This is a genomic window from Ochrobactrum sp. SSR, from assembly GCF_030067775.1.
GTDB classification, from domain to species: domain Bacteria; phylum Pseudomonadota; class Alphaproteobacteria; order Rhizobiales; family Rhizobiaceae; genus Brucella; species Brucella teleogrylli.
This window is the reverse complement of the sequence record NZ_CP125969.1, coordinates 1,326,471-1,338,937: the sequence shown is the minus strand read 5'-3', so window position 1 is coordinate 1,338,937 and position 12,467 is coordinate 1,326,471. Positions and strand designations below refer to the sequence as shown.

Sequence of the window (12,467 nt, the reverse complement as noted above, 5' to 3'; positions counted from 1 at the left end):
CCCTATTCCCCTGCTGCCTTACTCCCCTCTCTTCATTCTCCCCCGCCAAGCGAGTGCACGAATATCGCCAGCTGCTTGACGGTCGTGTCGCCGAGGCGCGGTTCCCATGCGGGCATGACGCCGTGTTTGGGGTGTGATACCTGACGGATGATCGCGTCTTCGCCGGAACCGTAGAACCAGATCGCATCGGTCAGGTTCGGCGCGCCGAATTCGCGGCTGCCCTTGGCGTCGGCACCGTGACAGACGGCGCAGTTTTCCGAGAAAACCTTCTGGCCTGCCGGGACCATCGACGGGTCATGCGGTGTGCCGGTCAGGCTCACCACATAGGCCGCCACATCGCGAACTTGCTGCGGTTCCAGAATGTCGGCATAGGCGGGCATTTCGGAAGTCCGCGTATCCGCGTCGTCCTTCGAGCGGACACCATGACGGATGGTCGTCAGAATTTCGTCGATGGAACCGCCCCACAGCCAGTCATCGTCGTTGAGGTTCGGATAGCCGGGCGCGGCCTGCGCGCCGGAGCCGTGGCACTGCACGCAATTGACGCGGAAGGCAGCCGCGCCGCCTGCAACGGCGAACTGGCGCAGATTTTCATCGGCCACAATCTCGTGCACATCCTTGGTCTTGATCTGGTCGAGAATGCCTTGTTTTTCTGCCGCCACCTGGCGCATGTCTTCCTGCAACGCGCCGCGGCTCGACCATTGGGTCAGCCCCGCAGTCGAGCTGGAAATCAGTGGCCATGCCGGATAGGCGATGGTGTAGCCGATGGCGAACAGGATGGTGGCGTAGAAGGTCCACAGCCACCAGCGCGGCATCGGATTGTCGAGTTCGCGGATGCCGTCCCATTCATGGCCGGTGGTGGAAACACCGCTGACGTCGTCAATATGCTTATCAGTCATTTGCGTCATCCTTGAACGGAATGGCTTTCACCTCGTCGGCGATCTTCTTGCTGCCGGGACGGAAGACATAGAAGACGGTGATAACGAAGAAGACCGTCATGCCGAGCAGGCCCCAGCTGTCGGCGAAGTGGCGCATGGCGTTGTAATCCATGGGAAGCTCCTATCGCGCTTTGGGGGATTGATCGTAGGTCGAGAAATCGACCAGCGTGCCGAGCATCTGGAGATAGGCGACGAGTGCATCCATCTCGGTCAAAGCAGCCGGGTTGCCGTCGAAATCGCCAAGTTTTGCTTTCGGATAGCGGGCTTCGACGCCGGATGTATCCGCTTCGGGATCGGCCTGTGCCTTGAGGTCGGCCAGCGCATTGTCGATCATGTCCTGCGTATAGGGTACGCCCACCGCGACATTGGCCTTAAGATCGGCGGCAATGGTGTCGGCGCTGAGCGGCGTATCCTTCATGAAGCCATAGCCCGGCATGACCGATTCCGGCACCACGTCGCGCGGGCGGATCAGGTGCTGGACGTGCCACTCGTTGGAATAGCGGCCACCGACGCGGGCGAGGTCTGGCCCCGTGCGCTTGGAACCCCACTGGAACGAGTGGTCATACATGGATTCCGCCGCAAGGCTGTAATGCCCGTAGCGTTCCACCTCGTCGCGGAAGGGGCGGATCATCTGGCTGTGGCACAGATAGCACCCCTCTCGCACATAGATATTGCGCCCCGCAAGCTCGAGCGGTGAATAGGGTCGCATCCCTTCCACCTTCTCGATGGTGTTTTCGAGATAGAACAGCGGCGCGATTTCCACGATGCCGCCAATCAGCACCACGGTCAGCGATCCAACCAGCAGCAGCGTTGCGTTCTTTTCGATTACGGCATGTTTTTTCAGAAAGGACATGTGTGTTCGATCCTTATTCCGCAGGCTGCATCGCTGATGTCGGCTTGGCCGGTGTTACGCCGGCAATCGGCGCTTCATCGCGCAGATTTCCGCGAATGGTCTGATAGACGTTCCAGGCCATGACGAGACCGCCCGTGAGGTAGAGCAGGCCGCCAGTCATGCGGATGACGTAGTAAGGGAACATCGCCGCGACCGTTTCTGCGAAGGAATAGACGAGGAAACCCTGGTCGTCGTATTCGCGCCACATCAGGCCCTGCTGGATACCCGCAACCCACATGGCGGCGGCGTAGAGCACGATGCCGAGAATAGCGAGCCAGAAGTGCCAGTTGACCATGCGCACCGAATAGAGGCGTTCGCGGTTCCACAACTTCGGAGCCAGATAATAGATTGCGCCGAAGGTGATCATGCCGTTCCAGCCAAGCGCGCCGGAATGGACGTGCCCGATGGTCCAGTCGGTATAGTGCGACAGCGAATTGACCGCCTTGATCGACATCAGCGGACCTTCGAAGGTCGCCATGCCGTAGAAGGCGATGGCCGCCACCATCATGCGGATGATCGGATCGGTGCGGATCTTGTCCCATGCGCCCGAAAGCGTCATCAGGCCGTTGATCATGCCGCCCCAGGACGGCATCCACAGCATGATCGAGAACACCATGCCCAGCGTCTGCGCCCAGTCGGGCAGGGCGGTATAGTGCAGGTGGTGCGGACCAGCCCAGATATAGAGGAAGATCAGCGACCAGAAGTGGATGATCGACAGGCGGTAGGAATAGACTGGACGGTTCGCCTGCTTCGGCACGAAATAATACATCATGCCGAGGAACGAGGTGGTGAGGAAGAAGCCGACGGCATTGTGGCCGTACCACCATTGCGTCAGCGCATCCTGAACGCCCGAGAAGGCGGAATAGCTCTTGGTGCCAAGGAAGGAGACCGGCACGGCAAGGTTATTCACGATATGCAGCATGGCGATGGTGATGATGAAGCCGAGGAAGAACCAGTTGGCCACATAGATATGCGGCTCCTTGCGCTTCAGGACCGTGCCGAGGAACACGACCAGATAGGCGACCCAGACGATGGTGAGCCAGATGTCCACATACCATTCCGGCTCGGCATATTCGCGGCTCTGGGTGATGCCGAGCAGATAGCCGGTGGCGGCCATAACGATGAAAAGCTGGTAGCCCCAGAACACGAACCAGGCCAGATCGCCGCCGAACAGACGGGCGCGGCAGGTGCGCTGCACCACATAGAAGGATGTGGTGATGAGCGCGGTGCCGCAGAAGGCGAAGATGACGGCGGAAGTGTGCAGTGGGCGCACCCGACCGAAGTTCAGCCATGGTTCCAGATTGAGATCCGGGAAAGCCAACTGGGCTGCGATAACGACGCCGACGAGGAAGCCGACAACGCCCCAGAACACCGTGGCGATCACGCCGTAGCGGATCGGGCCATCCATATAGACGGACTGGTCCGTCTTTTTCGGCGTCAGACCGTAATCGGCATTGCGCATCAGAAGAATGGTGAAAATGGCGAGCACGACGAACAGAATCCACATATGGGTTCTGAACAGCTCGTCATGGGAAAATCCGGCCAGAAGCACGGCAAAAAGCGCTCCCAGACCGGATAGGACTGTTCCAGCGGCGTAGTTCATGAAATCCCCTCGCAGCGCGTAACGAAGACCGCCCGTCAGGGGCAGTTGTAGCGACAGGATGTCTATCTGCGCTCGGTGGCGTGCTGTCATTGATCCTAATCAACGACGATTTTCTAGGGAGGGAAGTGGTCCCGGAGCTTATGTCACCGGGACGATCATAGAGGCGCGAAGACCACCATCGGAACGGTTGACCAGAGCAAAACTGCCGCCCATGCGCGTCACCGCCATGTGCACGATGGCAAGCCCAAGGCCGCTGCCATTATCCTGCCGGTGCTTGCCACGGAAGAAGCGTTCCGTCACATGCGGCATTTCATTGTCGGGAATGCCGGGGCCGCTGTCTTCGACGGTGAGGGTGAGGCGGTCGTCCGCGACGGTAAAGCCGCAGCGCACGAAGCCATCCACCGGGGAATGCAGCACGGCATTTTCGATCAGGTTGCGCGCGGCAAGCGTGAAGAGATGTGGGAACGGCATCTGCACAAGCGGCATCCCCTCCAGCAATTCGATGGCGACGCCGCGCTGCGCGCCGAGCATGCGCATATCGGTGGCGATGGTGTGCAGAAGCTTGCAGGCCGGTTCCGGCACCGGTGTCTCGGCTTCGTCGCTGGTTTCAAGCGCCGCAAGATCGAGCAACTGACCGACCAGCCTGCTGGTGCGGTCCACGCCCGCCGCAATCTGGCGCACCGCATTGGCGCGCACGGCTTTGTCCTTTGCGCTTTCGGCGATTTGCGCCTGCGTCTTCAGTCCGGCGAGCGGCGTCTTCAGCTCATGGGCGGCGAAGATCGCGAAGTTGCGCTCGCGCTCGCGCGCTTCCTCGACGCGGTGGAACAGCCCGTTCAACGCCGTCACGACAGGGGCTATTTCTTTGGGCAGATTGTCTTCCGGCAGCGGGCGTAAATCCTGTGCCTGTCGCTTCGACAGAACGGAGGCAAGGCTGCTCAACGGGTTGAGCCCGCGCCGCACGCAAAGCCAGATCATGCCTGCCAGCAGCGGTAGTACCAGAAGGGCAGGCACGGCCAGCCCCGTCACCACCGTGCGCACCAGCCTTTCACGGACATAGAGACTGTCGCCAACCATGACGCGCAGACCGAGCTGCGTGTTTTCAACCGCAAAGACCCGCCAGCGCTCACCGTCGACAACGGTGTTGGAAAAGCCGTTCGCCACATTGGTCAGCCGTGTGATGGGCGCGCTTTCCGAGCGCCCGACCAGCTTGCCGTCCAGCGCCCAGATCTGGCAGAAAAGCTGCCGGTCATAGTCGGAAAATTCCGGCATGGGTTTTAGCGAAAGCTGGCCGCCATCGCCGTTCGGGCCGACTTCGACACGGTGATCGCTCAATAGTGAATTAACCATGCGCGCGGCTTCCATCAGACGCGCATCCAGAACCTTTTCCAGTTGCGCCTGCGTGGTGATGTGAATCCACACCACCGCAACCAGCCAGACGATACAGGTCACGCCGATCAGAATGCCGGTCAGACGGCCACGGATCGAATTCATGCGCAGGCTCCCGCCAGACGATAGCCGACCCCGCGCACCGTCTCGATGAAATCGGAGCCAAGCTTGGATCGCAGGTGGTGGACATGGACCTCCACCGCATTGCTCTCTACTTCCTCCTGCCAGCCATAAAGCGCTTCTTCCAGCGACGATTTCGAAAGCGTCGCATTGGGGCGCTCCATCAGCGCGCGCAGGATCGAGAATTCGCGCCGCGTCAGCCGCAGCGGTTCGCCGTTAAAACGCGCCGACATTTCCGCCGGATCAAGCTCGACGCCGCGCCATTCCAGCACGGCATTGGCGCGACCAGCCCCCCGCCGCGCAATAGCGCGCACCCGGGCGGCCAGCTCATGCAGATCGAACGGCTTGCCGACATAGTCGTCGGCACCGGCGTCCAGCCCGGCAATGCGTTCCGGCACCTGATCGCGGGCGGTCAGAAGCAGCACCGGCGTATCGTCACGTCCGCGCCGCATGGTTTTCAGAATGTCGAGGCCGGACCCGTCCGGCAGCATGAGATCGAGCACGACAGCATTGTAATTCTGCGCGGCGAGGGCTGCTTCCGCATCGCCACAGGTCGAGACCGCATCCACGGTGAAACCGGCAATGCCAAGACCGACGGACAGGCCGTCGAGCAGGATTGCATCATCTTCAACCACCAGAATGCGCATTGGTCTTCCTGTTTTCGCCTTGTTTGTCGTTTTAAACCGCCCGGGCTTGTCGGCAACCCAGCTTAAGGCTGCCTTAAGGTGGCGGCGTCATTCGCCTTTTACAGCATAATCAATTTTCTACGAATCAGTTCGGAAAACCGGAATGCGTCTTTCTGCGAGCCTTGCGTGTTTGGCTCTCCTGATCTTCACGGCGTGCTCGTCTGCCTTTGCCGCAGGCCCCTTGCCGGTGAACGAAGCCTTTCGTCTCGGCGTGACGAAAGATGCCGACGGACGCCTCGTGCTTGGCTGGACCATTGCCGAAGGCTACTATCTCTATCGCGATCATATTGCCGCGAAGGACGACAAGGGCAATGCGCTCGATGTCGATACACAGCCCGGCATTGCCAAGGACGATCCGAATTTCGGCAGGCTTGAAGTCTATTATCGCTATGCCAGCGCCAGCGTGAACGCGCAAACCGCGCCGGTGGAAATCACCTATCAGGGCTGTCAGGAAGACGGCATCTGCTATCGGCCTGAAACACGGACGGTCGATCCGGTGACGCTGGCGGTTTCCAGCCAGATGGGAAATCTGGCGAAATCATTCGGGCAGAGTTCGGCCTTTACGCAAGCCGCGGTCCCGCCGACCCCTGGCGCACAAAGCAAGGCCTTTGCGCTCGCGCCGGAAAAGGGCATGGTCGAAAACCTGCTGGCTGAGGGCGGCACGGGCTTTGTTATCGCGGCATTTCTGGCTTTCGGGGTGCTGCTGGCCTTCACGCCTTGTGTCTTCCCGATCTACCCCATTGTTGCCGGAACACTGGCGCGCGAAGGTGAAAAGCTGACGGCAAAACGCGGCTTCGTCCTGTCCTCCGTCTATGTGGTCAGTCTGGCTTTGGGCTTTGCGCTGGTGGGGGCAATCGCTGGCTGGTCGGGGCAGAATCTGCAAATGGTCCTGCAATCGAAATGGACAGCGCTTGCTCTGGCCGGGCTGTTCACGCTTTTGGCCCTGTCGATGTTCGGCCTGTTCCAGATCCAGCTTCCCAGCCAGTGGGTGAGCGCGGTTTCCGCGCAGACTGGCCAGCGCACAGGCTCCAAGCGCTCCGCCGTCATACTCGGCTTTTCGTCGGTGCTGATCGTCGGTCCTTGCGTGACCGCACCACTGGCGGGCGCGCTTCTCTATATTGCACAGACGGCCAATATCGCGCTGGGTGCGGGGGCCCTTTTTGCGCTCGGCATCGGCAAGGGCCTGCCGTTGATCGCTTTCGCGACCCTTGGCGCGGGCACCTTGCCGCGCGCAGGCGCATGGATGGAAACCGTGAAGCAGATTTTCGGCTTCGGTTTTCTGGCAACCGCCATCTTCATGGCCGCGCCGCTTCTGCCGTCAGGCGTGGACATGGCACTTTGGGCGATCCTGCTGTTCGGCGTGGCAAGTTTTGCCTTTCTCAAAGTGCCGGGGCACAGCGTGGTGGCCCGCACGATTGGCGCGGCGGCCTTCGTCTACGCAACCATTCTGATGCTCGGTCTTGCCTCGGGCGGCAGAGATCCGTTGCAACCGCTGGCCGCATTCGCTAACCGTGGCGACAACCAGAATAGGACCGAGCTGCGATTCGCGCCGGTCGATACGGTTTCTTCCCTTCAGGAGAAGCTTGCGACAGTGGAAGGCTCGCGCCCGACACTGGTCTATTTCACGGCGGATTGGTGCGTGAGTTGCTCCACCGTGGAAAAGCGTGTGTTGCCGGATGCCGATGTGAAGAAAAGCCTGAACGGCTATCAGCTCATCAAGGCTGATATTTCCGATCTCACCAGTGGCAATGCCGACCTGATGGCGAAGCTGAAAGTGGCTGGCCCGCCGACGATGATTTTCTTCGACAAGGCAAGCCGCGAGCGGGAGGGACGAGACTGGTGGGCGATGTCACGTCTGCCACCATTGCCCGGTCGGTTGGTCTCACAGCCGATGGCCGGATGTAATTGCAGAAACAAGGATTGAAGATGATGCCGGGGGCTTGGACTATTATGAAACGCGGGGACGATAGATATCGTATTGCAGCGCGACTGTTGCGCATTGCCACTGTCGCTGCGCTGCCACTGGCGGCAGCCGCCTGCACGACCACTTCCGCCGAGCAGCCGGTCGCGGTTGTTATGCCCGCGCCGATGGTTCAGCCGGTTGTGGCAGAACCGCAGCCGGTGCAAGTCGCGGCCGTTGCGGAACCGGAAGTACAGACGGCGCGCAGCGAATATGAAGTGATGTATGGTGCCGTCACCGACGGAAAGAACTTCATTCCCGCGCTCGACGTGAACAAGATTGCCGAGCGCAACCTGCGCAAGCAGGTCGATTACGCGACCGACCATCCGGTGGGCACCATCATTGTCGATCCCTATGCGCGCTATCTTTATCTGGTGCAGCCGGGCGGCAAGGCCATGCGCTATTCGGTTGGCGTCGGCCGTGCAGGGCTGACCTTCAAGGGCGAAGCCAAGGTCGCCTATAAGTCGCAATGGCCGCGCTGGACCCCGACCGCCAATATGATCAAGCGCAATCCCGATCATTACGCGAAATATGCCAATGGTCTGGAAGGCGGCATTCGCAATCCGCTTGGCGCCCGCGCGCTCTATCTCTATCGCGACGGCAAGGACACGCTCTACCGCATCCATGGCACCAACGAACCGTGGTCGGTCGGCAAGGCGGCGTCCTCGGGCTGTATCCGCCTTTTCAATCAGGACATTCTCGATCTCTACAAGCGCGCCCCGACGGGCGCCCGCGTTGTGGTGCTCGACAAGTCGCAATCCGGTACGGGAGTGAGTGCATGATAAATCGTCGTCAGATGCTGGCTGTTTCAGCCGGAACCGTTGCGACGCTCGGCCTTTCGGGCGTGCAAGGTCTGGCACAGGCCGTTCCGACCGTGGCCGAGGTTCTTTACGACACCGAAATCCCGGTTCTCGGCAACCCGAATGGCAATGTCACCATCGTCGAATATTTCGACTATCAGTGCCCTTATTGCAAAAAGGGCCATGGCGAACTGATGCGCGTCGTCAAGGATGACGGCAATGTGCGATTGGTGCTGAAGGACTGGATCATCTTTGGCGAAACGTCAGCCTATGCGGCGCGGCTTGTTCTGGCGGCGGAAAAATCCGGTAATTACGCCAAGGCGATGGAAGCCATGATGGCCACGCCGGGCCGTCTGACCAAGGAACAGGTCGATGCAGCCTTGAAGAAGGCTGGTCTGGACGCGGCCAAGCTTCAGGCGGCCTATAAGGCGGATTCCAAGCGCATCAACAACATACTCGAGCGCAACATGAATCAGGGCGAAGCGTTTAATTTCAGCGGCACCCCGTCTTTCGTCATCGGCACCAAGCTCTATGGCGGGGTCATGAAGCAGCAGGAACTGATCGCAGCTATCGCGGATGCGCGTAAAGCGTGATGCGAATTTGAAAGCAAGCAGCGGAGTGTGAGCGCCCTTGTAAGCTTCTATGTCTGGTTCATATAAAGAAGGAACACGGACATGAACCTTATGACACTCGCAAAGCACGATCCCGATGAAAGCCGTTGGCAGAAGGTGCTCGGACGCGACAAGGCGTCGGACGGCGCCTTCGTTTATGCCGTGCGCACCACTGGCGTTTATTGTCGCCCGTCCTGCCCGTCGCGGCGAGGAAAGCGCGAAAACGTGCAGTTTTTCGACCGCTGTGAGGATGCGGAGCGGGCAGGCTTTCGCCCCTGCCTGCGCTGCAAGCCGCATCTGACTGAAACGCTCGCGACGCAGAATAATGCGCGCCATGCCGAAATTGTAGCCGCTGCCTGCCGCTATATAGAGGCGGCGGAAGAAGTGCCGTCCCTGGAGGAAATCGCAGATGCGGTGAAGACCAGCCCCGCGCATTTCCACCGCATTTTCAAAGCCTTCACCGGGCTGACGCCAAAAGCTTATGCCGATGCGCATCGCGCCCGCAAAATGCGTGTGGCGCTCGACGCGCCGGAAATCCGCGTCACCGATGCAATCTATCATGCGGGTTACAATTCCAGCAGCCGCTTCTACGAAGCCTCAGACCGGATTCTCGGAATGACGCCAAAGGCTTACCGGCAGGGCGGCAAGGATGCCGACATTCGTTTCGCCATTGGCCAATCGGCGCTTGGCGCAGTGCTTGTGGCGGCGAGCGACAAGGGCGTCTGCGCCATTTTAATGGGCGACGACCCGGAAGCACTGATACGCGATCTGGAAAAGCGCTTTCCGAGAGCCAATCTCATCGGGGCCGACCGCGACTTCGAGGACATGATCGCGCAGGTGGTCGGCTTTGTCGAAGCGCCGGGCATTGGTCTCGATCTGCCGCTCGATCTGCGCGGCACGGCATTCCAGCAGCGTGTCTGGCAGGCCTTGCGGGAAATTCCGGCAGGAAAAACAGCAAGCTATACGGATATTGCCGAACGGATCGGCGCGCCGAAAGCCGTTCGCGCTGTTGCGCAGGCCTGCGCCGCCAACAAGATCGCCGTCGCGGTGCCCTGCCATCGTGTCGTGCGCAATGATGGCGGACTGTCCGGCTATCGCTGGGGTGTCGAGCGCAAGCGCGACCTCCTGAAGCGGGAGCGTGAAGCATGAGTGGCGATCACGAAACGGCGGCGGCTAAAGTCGCCGCCTATGACTGGGAGAAGATCGGCGCCGAACTCGACACATTGGGTACGGCTATTCTCCCGAAACTCCTCTCAGATAGCGAATGCCACAATTTTGCCACGAAATGGCATGATTCCGCCGCATTTCGCACCACCATTTCCATGGCGCGGCACGGTTTTGGGCGCGGCGAATACAAATATTACGCCTATCCGCTGCCTGCCTTAATTGCGGGCCTGCGCGAAAATCTCTATCCGCAGCTCGCGCGCATCGCCAATGCGTGGAGCCGGAGAATGGGCAGCGACACGCGCTATCCGCCGACCCACGACGCCTTTCTGGAAGGCTGCCACACAGCCGGTCAGTTACGTCCGACACCGCTTCTCCTGCAATATGGCGAGGGGGATTATAATTGTTTGCATCAGGACCTTTATGGCGACATCGCCTTTCCGTTGCAGGTGGCTATCCTCCTGTCAAAGCCGGGCGAGGATTTCTCGGGCGGCGAATTCGTGCTCACCGAGCAACGTCCGCGCATGCAGAGCAGGGCGGAGGTGGTGCCGCTTCAACAGGGTGACGCGGTTATCTTCGCCGTCAATGACCGCCCGGTACAGGGCACGCGCGGCGACTACCGGGTCAAGATGCGGCACGGCGTCAGCCGTATCCGCTCCGGCATGCGACATACGCTGGGCATAATCTTTCACGATGCGCGATAGGCCGACATAAGGGGTTGAACCGAAACGCGTATTAGCCTTTGATCGCGCAAAGGATTGAAGGAGTCGACCATGAGCGTGACCATTTACGGTATCAAAAACTGCGACACCATGAAGAAGGCGCGCACATGGCTGGAGGACCATGGCATCGACTATGGTTTTCACGATTACAAGAAGGAAGGGCTGGATGCGGCAACGCTCGACCGTTTCCTTAAAACCGTCGCATGGGAACAGCTTCTGAACCGCGCTGGCACGACCTTCCGCAAATTGCCCGAAGATGTACGCCAGAGTGTCGATGCCGCCAAGGCGCGGGCGCTGATGCTGGAACAGCCCTCCATGGTCAAGCGCCCGGTGCTCGACAGGGACGGCGTGCTGACGGTTGGTTTCAAGCCGGATCAGTATGAGGCGTTCTTCAAGGCTTGAGCTGCCGGGCTTCTGCCATAAGTATCTGCGGATAGGCCTGCCCAAGCGGAGAAAACCCCATGCATCAGCGCGTGAACAAGGTTGTCCAGCAATGGTCGGTGAGCTGGCGCGATGCGCTGATTGCTTCCATTGGTGGGGCTGTGGCGTGGCTGATCTGCCAGTGGCTTCTCGGTCAGCCAAGGCCGGTCTTCGCCATGGTCACGGCGGTGATCTGCCTTGCGCCCAACCTGCCAAACCATGGCAAGCAGGCCATCGGCGTCATGGTCGGCGTGACGACAGGGGTAGCCGCGGGAGAATTGTCGCTGCTGCTGCCGGAAACCGTTCTCGTCGTGCATATGGCGGTGGTGACCTTCATCGCCATGGTGCTGGCAACCTCGTTCGGCATGGCGCCGGCAATTGCCATCCAGTCCGGTGTTTCGGCCATTCTGGTGCTCGCCATGGGGCCGCAGGTGGCGGGTGTGACGCGCCTGATCGACGTTCTGGTGGGCGCAGGTGTCGGGCTTCTGTTCAGCCAGATCTTGCTGACACCGGACCCGGTGCGGCTGATCGACCGGGCGGCGCGGGGCCTGCTGGACCGGCTGGCCAACGGGCTGAAACAGGCGGCCATCGCGCTCGATAAGGAGGATGCGGCACGCGCCCAAAACGCAATCAACCAGTTCACCTCCGCGCATCGCGCGGTAATCGCGTTGGGTGACGGCATTGCGCTTGCGCGCAGCAATGCGCGCTGGTCGTTGCGCGGGCGGTTGGCGGCGCGCGAAGTGACAGAAATGGCCGGGCGTTATGACCGTCGCGGCATTCGTCTTTATGCTTCAGCGCTCTTGTTTGGCGAAGCGCTGGGTAATGCGCTGCGCAAGAAGGAAGCGCCTCCGCCGCCATGGGTCAGCGAGGCGTTGCAGATCATCATCGCCAATTGTTCGCTGGATGAAGGCGTGGCGCCGCAGCGCATTCCGCCCGTGCCGAAGGAAATTCCCTTCGGCTGGCGCGATTGCGTGCACCGGCTGGAATCGGTGCAGGATACGCTGCTGCACTTCCTGCATTCCGGGGTTCCGGACAGCGTGCCGGTGGTGAGGGGATAGAGGAGGGCAGTAGGGGAATAGGGGAATAGGGTAGGCACTCGGTGCTCCGAAGAAAAACGCTTGCGCTGAATAAGCGCCCGCGATCCTCTTCCCTTACTCCCTTACTCCCT

The 12,467-nt window shown here is 60.5% G+C and carries 13 protein-coding genes; 7 read left to right on the top strand and 6 right to left on the bottom strand.

Going from position 1 to position 12,467, the window contains the following annotated elements; all coding sequences use genetic code 11:
• Positions 1-32: 32 nt before the first annotated feature.
• The 6 genes from ccoP to QLQ11_RS06420 all read right to left on the bottom strand — a co-directional run bounded on the left by ccoP (position 33) and on the right by QLQ11_RS06420 (position 5,583).
• A complete protein-coding gene (gene ccoP / locus QLQ11_RS06445; RefSeq protein WP_283736031.1) occupies positions 33-896 on the bottom strand; it encodes a cytochrome-c oxidase, cbb3-type subunit III in 864 nt (287 codons plus the stop codon).
• Positions 889-1,047 (bottom strand): cbb3-type cytochrome c oxidase subunit 3, encoded by a 159-nt coding sequence (locus QLQ11_RS06440; protein ID WP_078337972.1) that lies wholly within the window; start codon positions 1,045-1,047, stop codon positions 889-891. The genes ccoP and QLQ11_RS06440 overlap by 8 nt, the downstream gene beginning before the upstream one ends.
• A 9-nt stretch (positions 1,048-1,056) precedes the next feature.
• Positions 1,057-1,788 (bottom strand): cytochrome-c oxidase, cbb3-type subunit II, encoded by a 732-nt coding sequence (ccoO, locus tag QLQ11_RS06435; protein WP_283736032.1) that lies wholly within the window; start codon positions 1,786-1,788, stop codon positions 1,057-1,059.
• Between the two features lie 13 nt (positions 1,789-1,801).
• Positions 1,802-3,430 carry a cytochrome-c oxidase, cbb3-type subunit I gene (gene ccoN / locus QLQ11_RS06430; RefSeq protein WP_109368401.1) on the bottom strand — a complete coding sequence of 543 codons (1,629 nt, stop codon included), beginning with the start codon at positions 3,428-3,430 and terminating at the stop codon, positions 1,802-1,804.
• Between the two features lie 138 nt (positions 3,431-3,568).
• Entirely contained in the window at positions 3,569-4,921 is a 1,353-nt protein-coding gene (locus QLQ11_RS06425) for an ATP-binding protein (protein WP_109368402.1), read from the bottom strand.
• A complete protein-coding gene (locus QLQ11_RS06420; protein ID WP_109368403.1) occupies positions 4,918-5,583 on the bottom strand; it encodes a response regulator transcription factor in 666 nt (221 codons plus the stop codon). Before QLQ11_RS06420 ends, QLQ11_RS06425 begins: the two co-directional genes overlap by 4 nt.
• Positions 5,584-5,725: 142 nt before the next feature.
• On the opposite strand from QLQ11_RS06420, the gene dsbD reads away from it, so the two are divergent.
• From dsbD to QLQ11_RS06385, 7 genes are all read left to right on the top strand, one after another.
• Positions 5,726-7,546 (top strand): protein-disulfide reductase DsbD, encoded by a 1,821-nt coding sequence (dsbD, locus tag QLQ11_RS06415; protein WP_371835846.1) that lies wholly within the window; start codon positions 5,726-5,728, stop codon positions 7,544-7,546.
• A gap of 26 nt (positions 7,547-7,572) precedes the next feature.
• Positions 7,573-8,364, top strand: a complete 792-nt coding sequence (locus QLQ11_RS06410; protein WP_109368405.1) for a L,D-transpeptidase — start codon at positions 7,573-7,575, stop codon at positions 8,362-8,364.
• The gene (locus QLQ11_RS06405) at positions 8,361-8,975 is read left to right on the top strand and encodes a DsbA family protein (RefSeq protein WP_109368406.1); all 615 of its coding nucleotides are present in this window, start codon (positions 8,361-8,363) and stop codon (positions 8,973-8,975) included. The genes QLQ11_RS06410 and QLQ11_RS06405 overlap by 4 nt, the downstream gene beginning before the upstream one ends.
• An 81-nt stretch (positions 8,976-9,056) precedes the next feature.
• Positions 9,057-10,142, top strand: coding sequence for a bifunctional DNA-binding transcriptional regulator/O6-methylguanine-DNA methyltransferase Ada (gene ada, locus QLQ11_RS06400; protein WP_109368407.1), 1,086 nt, complete (start codon positions 9,057-9,059; stop codon positions 10,140-10,142).
• A complete protein-coding gene (locus QLQ11_RS06395) occupies positions 10,139-10,861 on the top strand; it encodes a 2OG-Fe(II) oxygenase (RefSeq protein ID WP_124915181.1) in 723 nt (240 codons plus the stop codon). Before ada ends, QLQ11_RS06395 begins: the two co-directional genes overlap by 4 nt.
• A gap of 69 nt (positions 10,862-10,930) precedes the next feature.
• A complete protein-coding gene (locus tag QLQ11_RS06390) occupies positions 10,931-11,281 on the top strand; it encodes an ArsC family reductase (protein WP_109368409.1) in 351 nt (116 codons plus the stop codon).
• A 59-nt stretch (positions 11,282-11,340) separates the two neighbouring features.
• Positions 11,341-12,357: an aromatic acid exporter family protein gene (locus QLQ11_RS06385; protein WP_109368410.1), complete on the top strand. Its 1,017-nt coding sequence runs from the start codon at positions 11,341-11,343 to the stop codon at positions 12,355-12,357.
• Positions 12,358-12,467 lie beyond the last annotated feature (110 nt).

Excerpts from the sequence above, each read along its gene's own strand:
- QLQ11_RS06440 (WP_078337972.1), bottom strand. The coding sequence starts at position 1,047 with ATGGATTACAACGCCATGCGCCACTTCGCCGACAGCTGGGGCCTGCTC.
- ccoN (WP_109368401.1), bottom strand. The coding sequence starts at position 3,430 with ATGAACTACGCCGCTGGAACAGTCCTATCCGGTCTGGGAGCGCTTTTT.
- dsbD (WP_371835846.1), top strand. The coding sequence starts at position 5,726 with ATGCGTCTTTCTGCGAGCCTTGCGTGTTTGGCTCTCCTGATCTTCACG.
- QLQ11_RS06390 (WP_109368409.1), top strand. The coding sequence starts at position 10,931 with ATGAGCGTGACCATTTACGGTATCAAAAACTGCGACACCATGAAGAAG.
- QLQ11_RS06395 (WP_124915181.1), top strand. The coding sequence starts at position 10,139 with ATGAGTGGCGATCACGAAACGGCGGCGGCTAAAGTCGCCGCCTATGAC.
- ccoP (WP_283736031.1), bottom strand. The coding sequence starts at position 896 with ATGACTGATAAGCATATTGACGACGTCAGCGGTGTTTCCACCACCGGC.
- ada (WP_109368407.1), top strand. The coding sequence starts at position 9,057 with ATGAACCTTATGACACTCGCAAAGCACGATCCCGATGAAAGCCGTTGG.
- QLQ11_RS06405 (WP_109368406.1), top strand. The coding sequence starts at position 8,361 with ATGATAAATCGTCGTCAGATGCTGGCTGTTTCAGCCGGAACCGTTGCG.
- QLQ11_RS06410 (WP_109368405.1), top strand. The coding sequence starts at position 7,573 with ATGAAACGCGGGGACGATAGATATCGTATTGCAGCGCGACTGTTGCGC.
- QLQ11_RS06385 (WP_109368410.1), top strand. The coding sequence starts at position 11,341 with ATGCATCAGCGCGTGAACAAGGTTGTCCAGCAATGGTCGGTGAGCTGG.
- QLQ11_RS06420 (WP_109368403.1), bottom strand. The coding sequence starts at position 5,583 with ATGCGCATTCTGGTGGTTGAAGATGATGCAATCCTGCTCGACGGCCTG.
- QLQ11_RS06425 (WP_109368402.1), bottom strand. The coding sequence starts at position 4,921 with ATGAATTCGATCCGTGGCCGTCTGACCGGCATTCTGATCGGCGTGACC.
- ccoO (WP_283736032.1), bottom strand. The coding sequence starts at position 1,788 with ATGTCCTTTCTGAAAAAACATGCCGTAATCGAAAAGAACGCAACGCTG.